The sequence below is a fragment of the Achromobacter sp. MYb9 genome, assembly GCF_002975275.1.
Classification (GTDB): Bacteria; Pseudomonadota; Gammaproteobacteria; order Burkholderiales; family Burkholderiaceae_B; genus Achromobacter.
The window spans coordinates 825,881-843,823 of sequence record NZ_PCOQ01000001.1 but is presented as its reverse complement, the minus strand read 5'-3'; the positions used below and the strand labels follow the sequence as shown (position 1 = coordinate 843,823).

Sequence of the window (17,943 nt, the reverse complement as noted above, 5' to 3'; positions counted from 1 at the left end):
GCCAGGCAAAAAAAACCCGCCTGATCAGGGCGGGGTTTCGCAGCGATGCCGAAGCGTCAGTTGCGGACGTAATAGATGCGCATCGCCTGTTGCTTCTGGCCGCCGTCCATCACGCGCAGCACCACCACCTTGGGGGTGAAGCCGTCTGGCAGCTTCAACTGGCCCAACGCGTAGTCGTAGCGATCGACGGTCAGTGCCGGACCTTCCGGCGTGACGGTGGCCGCGCGGCCGTTGGAGTAGCTGCCGTCGATGGAGAACGTGAGCGTGCCCTTGAAGGGCGCGCCGGTGCGTTCTTCGCGCATGACCAGCACCTGGTAGTCCAGCTGGCCGGGGGCGCGCTTGAACGTGGCCGAGCGGATGCCCAGGTTGCCGCCGCGCGGATCGGGCGGCATGGCGTCCTGGAACAAGACCAGTTCCTTGTTCATCGTCTCGATCTTGCTGCGCGCTTCGGCCAGGTCGGCGGTCAGCTTTTCGTGGCCGGACTTGTTGGCGTCGCGCTGCTGGGTGGCTTCGTCCAGCTGGGTCTGCAGGCGCTGGCGTTCCAGGTTGGAAGCGCTGAGCTCGCTATGCAGCGACTCGGACTGCTCTACGGTCAGGCGTTGCGGACCGTAGTTGGTTTGCAGGAAGAGCACGCCGCCCGCACCCAGGGCAATCCCCACAAGAAGCAGGACGAGCCAGCGCGGCAGGCGCCGCGTGCGTTGACCGGGTTGGTATACGGAGGGCTTGAATACGGCCCGTTGCGATCTTCCAAACATCCCCATTCCTAGAAAACTTCCTGTGTGTTGCTCGTTCGCGCGAAGCTCGCGCGAGCCAAAGCGTCAGAGAATACCCCGTTACCCGGGGGCGTTGGGTGCGCGGAAAATCCTGGTTGCGCACCTTGATATTGTGAAATATGTGAGCATCAACGCGCCGCCGCGTGGAGCTCGGCGTCCAGGTCGGCAAGCCGTTCCGGGGTGCCGACGTCGGTCCATCGGCCAGTATGGTGGGCGCCGCGAGCCAGGCCTTTGGCCATCGCCTGCCGAAAAAGGGGCAGCATGGGCATCGCCGCGCCGCGCGGGACATCCGCAAACAACGAGGGATGGTAGACGGCGATGCCCGCATAGGTCAAACGAGGCTCCCCCTGCGCGTGCAGGCTGCCGTCGGGGGCGAGCCGGAAATCGCCATGGGGATGCTGAACCGGGTTGTCGACCATCAGCAGCCACGCTCCTCCGTCGGGCAGACCGGCAGCCAGGCCGGCCGCGGCCGCGGGGTCCCAATCGCACCAGACGTCCCCGTTCATCACCAGGAAGGGGGCGTCTGCCAGCAGCGGCAGCGCGTGGGCGATGCCCCCGGCTGTTTCCAGCGCGGTGCCTTCCGCCGAATAGCGGATCCGCACGCCGAAAGCCGCGCCGTCGCCCAGCGCGCGTTCGATTTCGTGGCCCAGCCAGGCGTGGTTGATGACGATGTCGCGGATGCCGGCCGCGGCCAGGCGCTCCAGGTGCCAGACGATCAACGGTTTGCCGCCGACCACAAGCAGGGGCTTGGGGCACCGGTCGGTCAAGGGGCGCATGCGTTCGCCGCGCCCCGCGGCAAGAATCATGGCCTGCATCAGAAGGTGTATCCGACGCGGACCTGGCGGTCGTCCAGCTTGTCCAGCAGACGCAGCAGAGGGGTGAAGACCCCGTAGCGTTGCGCCACCTGGCGCACGTAGCCGTTCATGCGCGGCATGTGGGCCAGGTAGTGCGCCTTGCCGTCACGGTGGTTCAGGCGCGCGAACACGCCCAGAATGCGCAGGTTGCGCTGCAGGCCCATCCACTCGTAGGCGCGGTGGAACTCGGCGAAATCGGACGCGACCGGCAGCCCGGCCGCGCGTGCCATTTCCCAGTAGCGGATGGCCCAGTCCAATTGCTGCGGTTCTTCCCAGGTGGTGCGGGCATCGGTCACCAGCGACGCCAGGTCGTAGGTGATGGGGCCGGCCAGCGCGTCTTGAAAGTCGATGATGCCGGGGTTCGGGCCGTACTGCGGCTGGCGGCAGACCATGAGATTGGGCGAATGGAAATCGCGGTGCACCAGGACTTGCGCCTGCCCGCCATTGCTGGCCGACAGCAGCGCGAAGATCTTATCGAGAGCGTTGGCCGTCTTGTCGTCCAGTGCCTCGCCGTGGTGCTTTTGCACGTACCACTCGGGGAACAGCTTCAGTTCGTCGGCCAGCCGGGTGCTGTCGTACGTGGCCAGCCCGGCGGTGGAGGCCTTTTGCAGTTGGACCAGCGCGGCCAGCGCCTCGCGATACAGCGTCTGGAGTTCGCTGTCGGGCATCCCGGCCTGGATGCGCTGGTAGTAGGTCTGTTCTCCCAGGTCGGACAGCAGCAGCAGGCCCAGGTCCAGGTCCTGCGCCAGCACCTTGGGCACGTTCAGGCCGGCGTCGGCCAGCAGTTGCCCCACATGCAGGAAGGGGCGGCAGTCTTCATGGGCAGGGGGCGCGTCCATGACAACCAGGGTGCGCTCGCCGGCGTCCAGCCTGAAATAGCGGCGGAAACTGGCGTCGGCGGAGGCGGGGCGCAGCGTGTCGACGGCCAGATCCAGGTCGGCGGGCAGGCTATCCAGCCAGTTGCGGATCTGCGCCAGGCGGGGGTCGTGATCGTTTTTCAAGGAAGATCCGTGTCAGAAAGGCAATATTGCTGAAATTTGCGTCCGGCGCACATAAGGCTGGGCGTATGGCGCGGCTTCTCTATAATACCGGCTCGTTTCCGTTCGCATTGGCCCTTCCGCGGTGCCGATGCCAGGTTTTCCCATCGTCACAAAAGGGCAGTTTTCACTCGTGCGCAAGGTTCGGTGGTTGATCCTCTCTGCTGTCAGCGTCGCCGCCGGGGCCGTCCAGGCCCAGGGCAGCCAGGATCCGGCTTCCGCCGCATCATCCGCTAGCGTGTCGCCCGCGGCCCCGGTGCTGCGTACGTCCCCCGGTTTGCGGATGCACCGCCTGCCCGACGACAGCATCCCCGCGTATATGGAAGCGGACAGCATCGAGGGGGATCCCGAGTCCGACCTCACCCTGACCGGCAGCGCGCAAGTGCGCCGTATCGACGGCATCATCAAGGGCGACCGGATCAACTACCGCAAGGACACCGGCGAAGTCGACGTGCAGGGCAGCGCGCGCATGATGCGCGACGGCACGCTGGTGACCGGCCCCAACGCCAAGTTCAACGTCGACAAATATTCCGGCGAAATCGAAAAGCCGAATTTCTGGATGGGGGCCACGGGCGGGTTCGCCGTGGCCGAGCACGCGGACATCTTCAGCAAGTCGCAGATGCGGCTGCACACCGTCACGTATAGCGGCTGCGCGTGCGAGACGCCGTCCTGGTACATCAAGGCCAATACGGTCGACATCGACTTCGACGAAAACGAAGGCGTGGCGCGCAATGGCGTGCTGTATTTCAAGGACGTGCCGATCCTGGCTTCGCCCTACATGACCTTCCCGGTCAAGAAGGAGCGCAAGTCCGGCTTCCTGGTGCCGACGTATGGCACGACGAGCCAGGGCGGCTTCGATTTTTCGCTGCCGTACTACCTGAACCTGGCGCCGAACTACGACGCGACGATCCAGCCGCGCTATTTCTCCAAGCGCGGCATGCAACTGGGCGGCGAATTCCGTTACCTGGGGGCGAGCCACCTGGGCACCATCGATGGCGCCTATCTGCCCAACGACAACGTCACCAGCGAAGACCGCTGGATGTACTGGTGGCGTCACCAGCAGACGTTCTCGCACGGCTTCTACGCAGACTGGGATATCGCGAAAGTCTCGGACGACAACTACTTCCGCGATATTTCCCAACTGGGCCTGAACCAGGCGTCCACCACCTATCTGCCGCAGCGCGGCCGTGTGGGCTGGGCTTCCAACTACTGGAGCGCCTACGCGCAGGTCTACAAGTACCAGACCCTGCAGGATCCGGACGCGCCCCTGCTGCCCCCGTACGATAAAGAACCCGAGCTATACCTGCGCGGCGCGCGCTATGACTGGGGCGGCTTCGATGTGGACTGGACCTCTACCGCGGTGCGTTTCCGCCGGCCGGATTTCGGTTCGACCGTACGCTATCCGGAAGGCGACCGCCTGCAGACCTACCCGACGGTGTCCTATCCGATCGTGCGTCCGGGTTGGTTCATCATTCCGAAAGCCGGCGTCAATTACACGCAGTATCAGACCAAGTGGTATGGCGTCGATGCGCTGGGCCTGAACGGCGGGACGGCGGATGGGTTGCCGCGTTCGCAATCGCGCACGGTGCCGATCATGTCGCTGGATGCGGGCCTGATCTTCGAACGCGATACCTCGCTGTTCGGCAAGGCGTCCACCCAGACCCTGGAACCGCGCCTGTACTACCTGCGCGTGCCGTACCGCGACCAGTCCAAAATGCCCGTCTACGACACGTCGTTGGCGGATTTCAGCTTCTCGCAGGCCTTTGAAGAAAACATCTACACCGGCGGCTGGGACCGTATTTCCAACGCCAACCAGCTGACCGCGGCATTGACGACGCGCTGGCTGGACGCCAACACCGGTTTCGAGCGCATGTCGCTGGCCGTGGCGCAGCGCCTGTATTTCGCGGACCAGAAAGTCACCTTGCCGGGCGAAACTCCGCGTGAAAACGTGCGCTCCGATTTCCTGGTGGGCGCCAGCGCCGCGCTGACCGACACGCTGAGCACCGACGTGGCGGCCCAGTACAACCCCTACGACAACAAGTGGTCGCGCGGACTGATCAGCGCGCGCTGGTCGCCGCAACGCCTGACGACGGTGGCGCTGTCGTATCGTTATCAACGCGATCCTCCCACCGGCGTTTCGTACCAGCCGCAGGGCCAGAACCAGGTCAGCCTGGCGTTGCAATGGCCCTTCACCAAGCGCTGGTACGGCGTTGGCCGGGTGGATTATTCGTTGCGCTCCGGGCCCTCCAGCACCGTGTCCAACACGATGGAGTCCCCGCGCGTGACGCAGGCCATTGCCGGCCTGGAGTACAAAGGCGATTGCTGCTGGGTGGGCCGCGTGGTCTACCAGCGCTATGCCGTATCGGCTACGGACGCCAACTCCGCAGTGTTCTTCCAGCTTGAGCTGACCGGCCTGGGTTCCCTGGGGACCGATCCGATGAACCTGCTGAACAGAAGTATCCCCGGCTACTCCAGCGTTACACCGCCCGTGCCGGCTGGGACCACATTTGAAAGGTATGAATGATGCGTAGGTTGCACTCTTTGCGTCGCCTGTCGGGCAGCGCGCTGCTGCTGGCTCTTTGCACCGGCTTGCCCGCCGCGCATGCGGCCGAGCAGACCGGCCGGACCACGAACAATGGCGCCAAGGCCGCGCCGCAGGCCGCGGCTCCCGCAGCGAAGGGCGAGCAGTTCGTCGACGGCATCGCCGCCGTGGTCGACAAGGACGTGATCACGTTGCGCGAACTGCGCGATGCGTCGCTTCGCATTTCCGGCGAACTGAAGTCGCGCGGCATCCAGGTGCCCGACGACCAGACCTTGCAGCATCAGGTGCTGCAGCGCCTGATCATGGAGCGCGTGCAACGCCACGAGGCCGACCGCCTGGGTATCCGGGTGGATGATGCCCAGGTCGATCAGGCGATCCAGACGATCGCCGGGCGCAACAAGATCAGCGTGGCGCAGTTGCGGGCCGAAATCGAAAAATCGGGCACGACGTGGGACGCCTACCGCAAATCGCTGCGTGACGAGATCCGCACGGACCGCCTGCGCCAGCGCGCGGTGGACTCCACCATCGTCATTTCCGATACCGAAGTGGATGCCTTCCTGAAGGACCAACGCCGTAATCCGGCGTTCGGCGCGGCGCCGCAAGCGGCGCCCCAGGCGCAGCCGGAACCCCAGCCCGAGCAGGCCGCCGTGCCCGCTGGCCCCATGCTCTACGCGTTGGCGCAGATCCTGGTGCGGGTGCCGGAGGGCTCGTCCTCCGAACAGCTGGCCATCTTGCGCAAGAAGGCAGAAGGCATCCTGGCGCGCGCCAAGCGCGGCGACGATTTCGCCAGCCTGGCCGCGGCGTCCTCGGACGGCCCCGAAGCCTTGCAAGGCGGTGTCATGGGCGTGCGTCCGCTGGATGGCTGGCCTGATCTGTTCGTCAAGGCCATCAGCAATCTGCAGAAGGGCGAAGTCACGAACCTGATCCAGAGCGGCAACGGCTTCCACATCATCAAGGTGATGGACCGGGGCACCGCGCAACCGGCCCCTGGCCGCACCGCCCGCGCCCCGGCGCCCGCGCAGGCGCCCCAGCCTCAGCAGCCCGCCGCTCGTCCGCAAGCGCCGGCCGCGCCGCAAGGCCCCACGGAAGTCATGCAGACCCGGGCGCGCCACATCCTGATCAAGACGTCCACCGTCATGAGCGACGAGACCGCGCGCCAACGCCTGGAACAGGTGCGTCAGCGCCTGGTGGCCGGCGATGCGAAGTTCGAAGACATGGCGCGGCAGTATTCGCAGGACTCGACCGCGCCGCAAGGCGGCGAGCTGGGATGGTTGAACCCGGGTGAAACCGTGCCGCCGTTCGAAGCTGCCATGAATGCCTTGAAGCCGGGCGAAATCAGCCCTCCGATCCAGTCGCCTTTCGGTTGGCACTTGATCGAGGTTGAAGAGCGCCGCCAGCATGACGTTACCGACGAATTGGCCCGCATGAAGGCGCGCCAGACTCTGTTCGAACGCCGTGCCCAGCCTGCTTTCGAAGATTGGCTCGACCAGTTGCGCGCACAAGCGTACGTCGATAACCGTCTTGAAAAGCAGCAGAAGATCCAGCAGAACAACCGCTAAACGCATTACGGGCTTTTCATGTCTCAACACCAGGCGCGCAAGCGCTTTGGCCAGAACTTCCTGACCGACGAAAGCGTCGTCGAGTCCATCGTCCGGGCGGTTGCTCCCGCCCGTGATGATGCCGTGGTCGAGATCGGCCCGGGTTTGTCTGCGCTTACCCGGCCGCTGCTTGAGCGGCTGGATCACCTGACCGCCGTCGAGATCGACCGGGATCTGGCCGCCCGGCTGCGCAAGCAGTTCGAGGCCAGCCGCCTGACCGTTGTCGAAGCCGACGCGTTGACGGTGGATTTTTCGCAGTTCGGCAGCGCGCTGCGTGTCGTGGGCAACCTGCCCTACAACATCTCCAGCCCGCTGCTGTTTCACCTGATGGCGTGGGCCGACCACATCCGCGACCAGCATTTCATGCTGCAGCGCGAAGTGATCGACCGCATGGTGGCGCAACCGGGGTCGGGCGATTTCAGCCGCCTCTCCGTGATGTTGCAATCGCGCTACCGCATGCACAAGCTGTTCGACGTGCCGCCCGAGGCTTTCGATCCGCCGCCCAAAGTGGTGTCGGCCATCGTGCGCATGGTGCCGCTGCCGGCCGACCGCCTGCGTCCGGTCAGCACGCGGGCGTTCGAAACCGTGGTGGCACGCGCGTTCTCGCAGCGCCGCAAGATGCTGCGTCGCGTGTTGGCCGACTGGGCGGCGCAGGTGCCTTGGGAAGCCCTGGACATCGCCCCGACGGCGCGCGCCGAGGACATTTCGGTGGACCGCTACATCCGCTTGTCGGATGCGTTGGTGGAAGCGGGCATTCTGCAATCCACCTGAAACACCGTGCCCAACAGAAAGCCCGCTGACGCGGGCTTTTTTCGTTGATGCAGCCTGGGGCCGTTGGCGGGTCGGTGCGTGTTGCGCAGTTTCCGTTCAACGGCAACGACTGCGGATCAAAGCATGCGCTTCTGCGCCGCCATCCATAGCTGCATCACGTCGCGAGCGCGGTCGGCAAGCAGCTTTTCGGCATCCGTCAGCGCCTGTTGCAGCGTGATCGGGCCGGGGGCCAGGCTGAACGCCGCGCTGATGCCGCAGGCGTGCAGCGCTTCGTAGCCATCGCCCAGCGATCCCGCCAACGCGACGACCGGCACGCCGGCCTGCTGCGCGATCCGGGCCACGCCTGCGGGCGTCTTGCCGCGCAGTGTTTGCGCGTCCATGCGGCCTTCGCCGGTGAACACCAGCGTGGCGCCTTCAATGGCCTTGGCCAACCCGCCCAGTTCGGCCACGATTTCGACGCCGGGCCGGAAGTGTGCTTGCAGGAATGCATGAGCCGCGAAGCCCAGGCCGCCGGCGGCGCCCGCGCCGGGCTTGTCGCGGTGGTCGACGCCCAAGTGCCGCGCGCAGACGTCGGCGAAATTCGTCAGCATCTGGTCCAGCGCCAGCACTTGTTCCGGCGTGGCGCCTTTCTGCGGTCCGAAAACATGCGAGGCGCCGTGCGGGCCGCACAGCGGGTTGTCGACGTCCGAGGCGATGTCGATGCGGATGCCGGCCAGCCGCGGGTCCAGCCCGCGCGTGTCAAGGCTGGCCAGCTTGCCCAACGCGCCGCCGCCGGGCGGCAGGCTATGGCCTTCCGCGTCCAGCAGGCGCACGCCCAGCGCCGTCAACATGCCGGCGCCAGCGTCGTTGGTGGCCGAGCCGCCCAACCCGAGGATGATGCGCGTGGCCCCCGCGTTGATGGCGGCCAGCATCAGTTCGCCCACGCCGTGGCTGCTGGCGCGCATCGGGTCGCGCCGGGACGGGGAGATCAATTCCAGGCCCGCCGCTGCGGCCATTTCGATGACGGCGGTGCCGTCTTCCAGCAAGCCCCAGACGGCATCGACCTTGTAGCCCAGCGCATCGTTGACGGTCAGTTGCTGTTCCTTGCCGCCGGTGGCGGCCAGCACGGCTTCCACCGTGCCTTCGCCGCCGTCCGCCATCGGCACGCATATCGTGTGGGCGCCGGGGCAGGCGGCTTTGACGCCGCGCGCGATGGCCGCCGCCGCGTCCGGCGCGGAAACGCTTTCTTTGAAAGAGTCGGGAGCGATGACGATTTTCACGGGTTTGTCTGGGCTCGTTGAAGGTCAGGGTGACGACCATGATACCCGTGCGGACGCAGGCGGCGTACCATAGCGCTTTCGTTGTTTTTGCGAGAGTGGACCGTCATGCCTGTATTGCGCCGCACAAAAATTGTCGCCACGTTGGGCCCTTCGACTTCGTCGCCCGAACGCATTGATGCGCTGATCCGCGCAGGCCTGGACGTGGCCCGGTTGAACTTCTCGCACGGCAACGCGGACGACCATCGCGAGCGTGCTCGCCTGGTGCGCGAAATCGCCGCCAGGCAAGGCCGCTTCGTCGCCATCATGGGCGATCTGCAAGGGCCCAAGATCCGCATCGCGCGCTTCACGGACAAGCTGGTGCAATTGCAGGTTGGCCAGCCATTCACGCTGTCGCGCGTGCATCCCAAGGAAGCCGGCAACGCCAGCATCGTGGGCATCGATTACCCCGAGCTGGTGACCGACTGCCGCGTGGGCGACGAACTCCTGCTGGATGATGGCCGCGTGGTGCTGGTGGTGGACCGCGTCGAAGGCGACGAGGTCCACACGACCGTGACGGTGGGTGGGCCGCTGTCGAACAACAAGGGCATCAACCGCCGCGGTGGTGGCCTGTCCGCGCCGAGCCTGACCGACAAGGATCGCGTCGACATCAAGCTGGCCGCCGAAATGGAACTTGATTATGTGGCCGTGTCGTTCCCGCGCTACGGAAGCGATATCGACGAGGCCCGCACCCTGCTGGCCGCGGCCGGCAGCCAGGCATGGATCATCGCGAAAATCGAACGCGCCGAAGCGGTGGCCGACGACGAGGCGCTGGACGCGCTGATCCGAGCCAGCGACGGCGTGATGGTGGCGCGCGGCGACCTGGGCGTGGAAGTGGGCGATGCTGAACTGGTGGGCATACAGAAGCGCATCATCCAGCACGCGCGCACGCTGAACAAGGTCGTGATCACGGCAACGCAGATGATGGAGTCGATGATCTCCAGCCCCATGCCCACGCGCGCGGAAGTGTCGGACGTGGCCAATGCGGTGCTGGACTACACCGACGCCGTCATGCTGTCGGCCGAGAGCGCGTCGGGCCAGTATCCCGTGGAAGCGGTGCAGGCGATGGCGCGCGTGTGCCTGGGGGCGGAAAAGCACCCGACCACGACCAAGTCGCATCACCGCGTGGGCGAAACCTTCACGCGTTGCGACGAGACCATCGCGCTGGCCGCCATGTATTCGGCCAACCACTTTCCCGGCGTCAAGGCAGTCATCGCGCTGACGGAAAGCGGGCACACGCCGTTGATCATGTCGCGCATCCGTTCGGGCGTGCCGATCTACTGCTACAGCCCGCACAGCCTGACGCAGAACCGCGTGGCGATGTTCCGTGGCGTTTATACGGTGCCCTTCGCACCGTCTGACTACGAACCGGCGGATCTGAGCAACGCCGCCATCGACGAATTGCGCAAGCGCAACCTGGTGCAGTCGGGCGATTGGGTGATCTTGACCAAGGGCGATTTCTATCGCGACAGCGGCGGCACCAACGGCATGAAGATCCTGCTGGTGGACTAGGGCTGGCAAGGGCGGGGCGCAAGCCCCGCCGTGGCGCTTAACCGAAGAACCAGTAGCACACGCCGATCGCGGCCAGCACGCCGGCCAGGTCGGCGATCAGCGCGCAGCCCACCGCGTGGCGGGCGCGCAAAATCCCCACCGACCCGAAATACACCGCCAGCACGTAGAAGGTGGTTTCCGTGCTGCCTTGCATGATCGCGGCCAGCAGCGCGGGGAAGCTGTCCACGCCATGATGTGCCATGGTTTCCAGCATCATGGCGCGTGCCGCGCTGCCCGAAAATGGCTTGACCAGCGCCGTAGGCAAGGCGTCGACGAAACGCGTGTCCCAGCCGGCGTACTGCGCCAGCCACCGGATGCCGTCAAGCAGGAAATCCAACGCGCCCGACGCCCGCAGCACGCCTACGGCGCACAGCATCGCCACCAGATAGGGCAGCAGGCTCTTGGCGATGTCGAAGCCTTCCTTGGCTCCTTCGATGAAGGCCTCGTAGACGGGGACCTTTTTCCAGGCGCCCACGACCAGGAATGCCAGGAGGATGCCGAACAGCGCCAGGTTGCCCAGCAGCGACGACAGCGACGCGATGGCAGCGGCCGACATGCTGGCCAGCAGCGCCATGAAGCCGCCCATGATCAGCGCCGCGCCGCCCAGCCATAACATCACGACGGGATCCGTCAGGCGCAGCCGCTGGCAGGCCGCCACCGCCAGGAAACCCGCCAAAGTGGAGGCGCTGGTGGCCAGCAGGATCGGCAGGAACACCAGTGTGGGGTCGGCCGCGCCCTGTTGCGCGCGGAACATGAATAGCGTGACGGGCAGCAACGTCAGCGACGATGCGTTCAGCACCAGGAAGAGAATCTGGGCGTTGCTGGCGGTTTCAGGCGTGGGGTTCAGCGACTGCAGCTCGCGCATGGCGCGCAGGCCGATCGGCGTGGCCGCGTTGTCCAGTCCCAGGCCGTTGGCGGCAAAGTTCAGCGTGATCAGGCCGATGGCGGGATGGTTGCGCGGCACGCCAGGCATCAGGCGCGCGAACAGCGGCCCCAGCAGGCGGGCCAGTTTTTCCACCAGGCCGGCGCCTTCCGCGATGCGCAGGAACCCCAGCCACAGCGTCAGCGTGCCAAACAGCAGCACCATGACTTCCACGGATACGCGCGCCATGTCGAACAGGCTGGCCACCATTAGCCGGAAGACGTCGGGGTCGCCGACGGCCAGCCAGCGGTACAGGGCGGCTGCGGCGGCAGTCAGGAAAAAGCCCAGCCAGAGTTTGTTCAGCATGCGGAAAGTGCCCGGATAGCGGTTGATTGCGCACCAGCGCGGCGACGCCCATTGTCGCAGAGTCAGCACGCCCAGGCTTGGCCGCGCCCCGCCAATTCTGGTACTTTGGCCTGATACGCCCTAGGGCCATTACAGTGGGGGACACGCATGGATTTCAATGCCTGGCGCCGGCGCCGCATCTCGGAACCCGCGTATCGCTGGGCGCGCAACGCGTTGCCGGCCATGTCGGCCACCGAGCGCGAGGCCATCGAGGCCGGAGACACCTGGTGGGATGCCGACCTGTTCACGGGAAATCCCGATTGGCGCAAGCTGCTGGACGTGCCCGCCGCCACGCTGACCCGCGAAGAGCAGGCGTTCATCGACGGCCCCGTGGCGCAGCTGTGCGCCATGCTGGACGAGTGGGACATCACCTGGAACCGGCGCGACCTGCCGCCGCAGGTCTGGGCCTTCCTGAAGGCGCAACGCTTCTTCGGCATGATCATCCCGCGCCGTTACGGCGGCCTGGGCTTTTCCCCTTATGCGCATTCCGAAGTCGTCAGGCGGATTTCGGCGTATTCCATTACGGCCGGCGTGACGGTCATGGTGCCGAATTCGCTGGGGCCGGGCGAATTGCTGATGCAGTTCGGCACGCCCGCGCAGCGCGACTACTGGCTGCCGCGCCTGGCCGATGGCCGAGAGGTGCCGTGCTTCGGCTTGACGAGCCCCGAGGCCGGCTCGGATGCCGCCTCCATGGTGGATACGGGCATTGTCTGCCGCCAGGTCGTGGAGGGCCGCGAACTCATCGGTATCCGGCTGAACTGGCATAAGCGTTACATCACGCTGGGGCCGGTCGCGACGGTGCTGGGCCTGGCGTTCAAAATGTCCGACCCCGACGGCATCCTGGGCGGCCCCACGGACATCGGCATTTCGGTGGCGCTGGTGCCCACCGAAGCGCCGGGCGTGGAGATCGGCCGGCGCCATCTGCCTGCGATGCAGGTGTTCCAGAACGGTCCCAACACCGGCCGCGACGTGTTCGTGCCGTTGGACGCCCTGATCGGCGGCGAGGCCCGCGCGGGCCAGGGCTGGAAGATGCTGATGAGCGCGCTGGCCGCGGGGCGCGGCATTTCGCTGCCGTCGCTGTCAGCCGCCGCCGCCGTGATGTGCGCGCACACCACGGGCATGTACGCGCGGGTGCGCGAGCAGTTCGGCATCCCGGTCGGCAAGTTCGAAGGGGTGCAGGAACAGTTGGCCAGCCTGGCCGGCAATGCCTACATGGTGGAAGCGGCCCGGCGGCTGACCTGCGCCGCGCTGAACCAGGACGTGAAGCCGGCCGTCGTGTCGGGCATCATGAAATACCACGCGACCGAGCGGATGCGCAGCTCGGTGAACGCCGCGATGGACGTGCATGCCGGGCGCGCCGTGATGGACGGCCCCGGCAACTATCTGGGCGGCTTATACCGCGCGGTGCCGATCGCCATCACGGTCGAAGGCGCCAACATCCTGACGCGCAACCTCATCATCTTCGGCCAGGGCGCTATCCGGGCCCATCCGTACCTGATGCCGGAAATGCTGGCGCTGGCCAATCCGGACGAAGAGCGCGGCATCGAGGTTTTCCACGACGTGTTCTGGCGGCATTTGCGCCATGCCGGAAAGAACACGCTGCGCGCCATCGGCCGCGCCTGGACGGGGGCCGTGCTGGCGCCTTCTCCGGTGTCGGGCCCGACGGCCGGCCATTACCGGCGGCTGGGGCGCTATGCATCCGGCTTCGCGTTGCTGGCGGACGCCACGTTGGCGCAATTGGGCGGTGGGTTGAAGCGGCGTGAAATGATCTCGGCGCGGCTGGGCGACATTCTGTCCGAGCTTTACCTGCTGTCGGCGGTACTCAAGCGCTGGGAGGATGAAGGGCGCAAGCACGATGACCTGCCGCTGGTGCATTGGTGCATGGAGCAGGGCTATGCCACGATTGAAAAGAGCCTGGACCAGGTGTTGCGCAATTTGCCGGGACGGGTGCTGGCCTGGGGATTGCGCGCGGCCATCCTGCCGCTCCGCCTGGCCAGGGGGCCGAATGACGCCTTGACGCGCGAGTGCGCCGAACTGCTGCTGAAGCCGTCGCCCACGCATGTGCGATTGGCGGCCGACCTGCATCGCGAGCCGGCCAGTGCCCCGTCCGCCGGCGTGCTGTTGGGGGCGGGCCGCGCAGGCCAGGACCCATTGGCTGATCTGGCCCGCGCCTTCGCGTTGGTGGACGCCGTGCAACCGATCCGCGACCGTCTGCGCCAATCGGGTGTGCGCGACTGGCGCGAAGCGCATCAGCGCGGCGCGATCACCGACTCGCAGGCCGCGCAGCTGGAAGCGGCGGAGGCCATGGTGTCGAAGGTCTTGCAGGTGGATGATTTCGCGCCAGCGGAGTTGTCGCCGCAGGCTCCAGACCCAAATGCGAACCCAATCGCCTAGTCGTCGGCGTTCGGGTCCATGCCCGGAAACAGGATTTCAGTGAAGCCGAACTTCGAGAAATCCTGGATGCGCGACGGATAGAGGCGGCCAATCAGGTGGTCGCACTCGTGCTGTACCACGCGGGCGTGGAAGCCTTCGGCTTCTCGCTCGATCAACTGGCCATAGGGGTCGCGCCCGCTGTAGCGGATGTGGCGGTAGCGCGGCACCTGGCCGCGCAGGCCCGGCACCGACAGGCAGCCTTCCCAGCCGTCTTCCATCTCGTCGGATAGCGGCGTGATGACGGGATTGCACAGGATGGTTTGCGGCACGGGCGGCGCGTCGGGGTAGCGCTCGTTGCGGTCGAAGCCGAAGATCACCAGTTGCAAGTCCACGCCGATCTGCGGCGCGGCCAAACCCACGCCTTGTGCAGCCGCCATGGTTTCGAACATGTCGTCGATCAGGGCGTGCAGCTCCGGCGTGTCGAAGCGATCAACAGGCGCCGCCACGCGCAACAGGCGCGGGTCGCCCATTTTCAGAATGGGATGAATCATGGTTTCAGTCTTGTCGGTCTTTCTTCTGGATGAACTCGATCTTGTAGCCGTCGGGATCTTCCACGAACGCGATGACCGTCTTGCCGTGCTTCATCGGGCCGGCTTCGCGGGTGACTTTGCCGCCGCGTTCCTTGACCTTGTCACAGGCTTCGTAGGCGTTGTCCACTTCCAGCGCGATGTGGCCGTAGCCGTTGCCCAGGTCGTACTTTTCGGTGTCCCAGTTGTGGGTCAGTTCGATGACCGCGCCTTCGGACTCGTCTTGATAACCCACGAACGCCAGCGTGAACTTGCCTTCCGGGTAGTCGTTGCGGCGCAGGACGCGCATGCCGAGCACGTTGGTGTAGAAATCGATGGACTGATCAAGATTGCCGACTCGCAGCATGGTGTGGAGCATACGCATGGAGGTCTTCCTTAGGCGATGAGGGGTTGGGGCATGAACCCGGGGTTGCCGGAGTGTTGCCGTGTAATGCCGATGTCGCGCAGTGCGCCGCCCATGGCGACGACCGCCTGCCGCATCTGGTCCGCGCCAAAGGCGCCGATGCAGCCGACCCGGAACGTGGGTTGTTCGGTGTTGCTGAAATTGCTGAGCACGTAGCCGCGTGCCTTGAGGGCATCCACGAACAGCTGCAGGTTCCAGGTCGGGGCGTCTGGCGCGCAGACGTTGACGACGATGGGGCCCTGCAGGTCGCGCGGCAGGTAGGGCGACAAGCCTAGCTCGATCACGCCATCATATAGCGTGCGCATGTTGGCCGTGTAGCGGGCCAGGCGGGCCTCTCGGCCTTCCTGTTCAAAGAGGCCCAGCGCCACGGCCAGCGCCGCCAGGGTAGGCGCGGGCGGCGTGAATCGGGGCCCGGCGTTGGGCGCCAGCGTGTGCTGATGGATGTCGGCCAGGTCCAGCGACCAACTGCCCGCGTTGCCGCGCGCGGCTTCCAGGCGGTCCACGCGGGCCACCACGAAGGCGGCGCCCGGCAGCCCTTCCAGGCACTTGTTGGCCGTCAGCACGACGGCGTCGACCGCGGGCAGGGCGGACAGGTCCAATGGCAGCGCGCCGAAGGCGGATACCGCGTCGATGATGACGCGGCGGCCCATCGCGTGGGCAACGCGAGCCAGCTCGGGCACGTCATGGCAGATGCCGCTGCCGGTTTCGCTATAGACCAGCGCCAGATGCGTCAGCGTGGGGTCCCGTTCCAGCGCCGCCGCGACGGCGACCGGGTCCACGCGCGCCGTCGCGGCGACGGGCAGGGGCACGGCGACCCGGCCCGCGTCGCCCGCCAGCTTCTGCAGGCGTGAGGCGTAGGCGCCGGTGGACGGCGCCAGCAAACGTCCGCCGGGCGGCACGAAGGTACGGATCGCGGCTTCCACCGCGAAGTGGCCGCAGCCGGGCAGCGCCAGCGCGGCATGCGTGTCGGACGACGCCTGCGCCGCGCGCAGCACCCCCGCGCAGACCTGACGGTAGGTCTCGCGGAAATCGTTGTCCCACGGCGCGTAGTCCTGCGCCATGGCGGCCTTCACCCGCGCGTCGGTCGTGACCGGGCCGGGAATGAGCAGAAGCATCTTGTCTCTCCAGAGGGGCTTCTAGAACTGCGGAAGGGAAGCAGGGTCGTGGCGCCGCAGGATGTTCTTGGCGTCTTCGAAGTCGGGCAGGATATGCCCCACCTCGCGCCAGAAGTCCTGGCTGTGGTTCATCTCGCGCAGATGCGCGAGCTCGTGCGCGATGACGTAATCGATGATGGCAGGCGCGAAATGGATCAGCCGCCAGTTCAGCATGATGTTGCCGTCGCTGGTGCAGGAGCCCCAGCGCGTGGCGGCGGACGACAGCCGCCAGCGGCGGATCTTCAGGCCGCTGATCTGCAGGAAGTGCGCCAGCCGCGCGCCGAACCAGGCACCGGCGCGCTGCTGCAGCCAGGCCTGCGCGGAATCGCGGATGCGGCTTTGCTCGGCCGTGGACGGCAGGGCCAGCCAGAGGGTGTCGCCGTCTTGCGGCGCGTCCGCGTCGCCGGACAGCCGGGCCTGGCGGCTATCGCCGCCCACGCCGATCAGGATGCGCTTGCCCAGATAGGGCAGTTCGCCGCCCGGCTGCCAACGCGTGTGCGCCATGGCCAATTGCTGCTTGCGGGCATGCCATTCACGCAGCTTGGCAAGGATCCAGCGCGCCTTTTCACGCACTGCGTCATCGATCTGCGCCAGCGTGACCCAGCTGGGCGCGGTGACGCGCAGGCCGTCGTCGGTGATCACGAAGCCGATGCTGCGACGGCGCGAGCGCAACAGCACGAAGCCGATGGGCTGATGTTCCGTGGGCACTTCACGCCAGCGCGCGCCGGGGGGCAGCGGGTCGGGGCAGGGCGTGGGCACCCGGGACGACGCATTGGGCGACAACGTCAGCAGCGGTTCGCCTGCAGGGGCGGAACCCGTCTGCGCATCGGGGAACAACGTCTTCGGGGTACGCGGCTGAGGGGGGGCAGGCTGCGGGGCGGCAGCAGGCGGAGGCGCGCTGCGCGGCGCGGCGGGCCGAGGTGCGTCTTGCGGCTTCGGCGTGGCGATCAGCGGCGACGCGCCCTGGGGCGCGTCGTCTTCTTGCACGTCGAACAGGAGTTCGAGCTGATCAGTGCTAGACATACCTTTCGGGATTGAGACGCCGCATTTCCCCTTCGATCCATTCCTGTACCTTTTGGTTCAGTTCATCGGGGGAGAGTCCCTTGGATTCTATCGCGGGACCGATCGATAGGGTGACGAGGCCAGGATATTTGACGAAAGCGTTGCGCCGCCAGCACTCCCCGGCGTTATGCGCCACGGGAATGACGACCGCGCCGGTGCGCGAGGCAAGCAGCGCGCCGCCCATCTTGAAGCGCGCCGTTTTGCCTGGGGCGACGCGCGTGCCTTCGGGAAACAGCAAGGGCCAGCGGCCTTCGTCCATGCGGGTCTGGCCTTGCTTGACCACCTGGTCGAACGCGTCGCGGCCCTTCGCGCGGTCGATGGCGATCATGCGCAGCAGCGCCAGGCCCCAGCCGAAGAACGGCACCATGTGCAGCTCTTTCTTGTAGACGAAACACACTTCACGCGGCATGTGGGCCGGGAAGAACAGCGTTTCCCAGGCCGACTGGTGCTTGGAGAGGATCACGGCCGGGCCGTCGGGCAGGTTTTCCCAGCCCTTGACCTGCCAGCGGATGCCGCAGAAGACCTTGGCGCCCCAGATTGCCAGGCGTGGCCAGCCCACCGTCAGTTTGTAGCGCCAGTGCAGGGGCAGCGGCGCCCACAGGATGCAGAGGATGGCGTAAGGGATGACCGTGATGGCCAGGAACAGAAAATACAGCAGCGAACGTAGCCGGGCCAT

Annotated in this window: 15 protein-coding genes; 5 read left to right on the top strand and 10 right to left on the bottom strand. The window is 66.4% G+C overall.

What is annotated here, in order from left to right; all coding sequences use genetic code 11:
- Window positions 1-56: 56 nt before the first annotated feature.
- The 3 genes from CQ050_RS03825 to CQ050_RS03815 form a co-directional block, all read right to left on the bottom strand.
- Window positions 57-755: a DUF6776 family protein gene (locus CQ050_RS03825; protein ID WP_105555468.1), complete on the bottom strand. Its 699-nt coding sequence runs from the start codon at window positions 753-755 to the stop codon at window positions 57-59.
- A 146-nt stretch (window positions 756-901) separates the two neighbouring features.
- Window positions 902-1,588 carry an N-acetylmuramate alpha-1-phosphate uridylyltransferase MurU gene (gene murU / locus CQ050_RS03820; RefSeq protein WP_105555467.1) on the bottom strand — a complete coding sequence of 229 codons (687 nt, stop codon included), beginning with the start codon at window positions 1,586-1,588 and terminating at the stop codon, window positions 902-904.
- The gene (locus CQ050_RS03815; RefSeq protein WP_105555466.1) at window positions 1,588-2,628 is read right to left on the bottom strand and encodes an aminoglycoside phosphotransferase family protein; all 1,041 of its coding nucleotides are present in this window, start codon (window positions 2,626-2,628) and stop codon (window positions 1,588-1,590) included. The genes murU and CQ050_RS03815 overlap by 1 nt, the downstream gene beginning before the upstream one ends.
- A 169-nt stretch (window positions 2,629-2,797) precedes the next feature.
- Here CQ050_RS03815 and CQ050_RS03810 point away from each other — a divergent pair, with 169 nt between their 5' ends.
- From CQ050_RS03810 to rsmA, 3 genes are read left to right on the top strand one after another with little or no spacing between them, the layout of a single operon-like run.
- Window positions 2,798-5,188, top strand: a complete 2,391-nt coding sequence (locus tag CQ050_RS03810; RefSeq protein ID WP_105555465.1) for an LPS-assembly protein LptD — start codon at window positions 2,798-2,800, stop codon at window positions 5,186-5,188.
- On the top strand, window positions 5,185-6,765 hold the full coding sequence (locus CQ050_RS03805; RefSeq protein WP_105555464.1) for a peptidylprolyl isomerase: 1,581 nt from the start codon (window positions 5,185-5,187) through the stop codon (window positions 6,763-6,765). The genes CQ050_RS03810 and CQ050_RS03805 overlap by 4 nt, the downstream gene beginning before the upstream one ends.
- 18 nt (window positions 6,766-6,783) lie before the next feature.
- Window positions 6,784-7,575, top strand: a complete 792-nt coding sequence (gene rsmA / locus CQ050_RS03800) for a 16S rRNA (adenine(1518)-N(6)/adenine(1519)-N(6))-dimethyltransferase RsmA (RefSeq protein WP_105555463.1) — start codon at window positions 6,784-6,786, stop codon at window positions 7,573-7,575.
- Window positions 7,576-7,691: 116 nt separating this feature from the next.
- On the opposite strand, the gene CQ050_RS03795 is transcribed toward rsmA, so the two are convergent.
- Window positions 7,692-8,834, bottom strand: a complete 1,143-nt coding sequence (locus CQ050_RS03795) for a glycerate kinase (RefSeq protein WP_105555462.1) — start codon at window positions 8,832-8,834, stop codon at window positions 7,692-7,694.
- Between the two features lie 105 nt (window positions 8,835-8,939).
- Between CQ050_RS03795 and pyk the strand changes: the two genes are divergently transcribed.
- Window positions 8,940-10,382, top strand: a complete 1,443-nt coding sequence (gene pyk / locus CQ050_RS03790) for a pyruvate kinase (protein WP_105555461.1) — start codon at window positions 8,940-8,942, stop codon at window positions 10,380-10,382.
- 37 nt (window positions 10,383-10,419) lie between these two features.
- On the opposite strand, the gene CQ050_RS03785 is transcribed toward pyk, so the two are convergent.
- Window positions 10,420-11,649, bottom strand: a complete 1,230-nt coding sequence (locus CQ050_RS03785) for a nucleoside recognition domain-containing protein (protein ID WP_105555460.1) — start codon at window positions 11,647-11,649, stop codon at window positions 10,420-10,422.
- A gap of 147 nt (window positions 11,650-11,796) precedes the next feature.
- Here CQ050_RS03785 and CQ050_RS03780 point away from each other — a divergent pair, with 147 nt between their 5' ends.
- A complete protein-coding gene (locus CQ050_RS03780) occupies window positions 11,797-14,082 on the top strand; it encodes an acyl-CoA dehydrogenase (RefSeq protein WP_105555459.1) in 2,286 nt (761 codons plus the stop codon).
- Here the strand turns inward: CQ050_RS03780 and def are convergent.
- Genes def through CQ050_RS03755 form a run of 5 tightly spaced genes read right to left on the bottom strand, consistent with a single transcriptional unit; the run spans window position 14,079 to window position 17,943 of the window.
- Entirely contained in the window at window positions 14,079-14,612 is a 534-nt protein-coding gene (gene def / locus CQ050_RS03775; protein ID WP_105555458.1) for a peptide deformylase, read from the bottom strand. The genes CQ050_RS03780 and def overlap by 4 nt on opposite strands.
- A 4-nt stretch (window positions 14,613-14,616) precedes the next feature.
- Window positions 14,617-15,012 (bottom strand): lactoylglutathione lyase, encoded by a 396-nt coding sequence (gene gloA / locus CQ050_RS03770; protein ID WP_105555457.1) that lies wholly within the window; start codon window positions 15,010-15,012, stop codon window positions 14,617-14,619.
- Between the two features lie 11 nt (window positions 15,013-15,023).
- The gene (locus tag CQ050_RS03765; RefSeq protein ID WP_105555456.1) at window positions 15,024-16,166 is read right to left on the bottom strand and encodes a 2-aminoethylphosphonate--pyruvate transaminase; all 1,143 of its coding nucleotides are present in this window, start codon (window positions 16,164-16,166) and stop codon (window positions 15,024-15,026) included.
- A 21-nt stretch (window positions 16,167-16,187) separates the two neighbouring features.
- Window positions 16,188-17,228 carry a M48 family metallopeptidase gene (locus CQ050_RS03760; RefSeq protein WP_199196722.1) on the bottom strand — a complete coding sequence of 347 codons (1,041 nt, stop codon included), beginning with the start codon at window positions 17,226-17,228 and terminating at the stop codon, window positions 16,188-16,190.
- The gene (locus CQ050_RS03755) at window positions 17,221-17,943 is read right to left on the bottom strand and encodes a 1-acyl-sn-glycerol-3-phosphate acyltransferase (RefSeq protein WP_105555455.1); all 723 of its coding nucleotides are present in this window, start codon (window positions 17,941-17,943) and stop codon (window positions 17,221-17,223) included. Before CQ050_RS03755 ends, CQ050_RS03760 begins: the two co-directional genes overlap by 8 nt.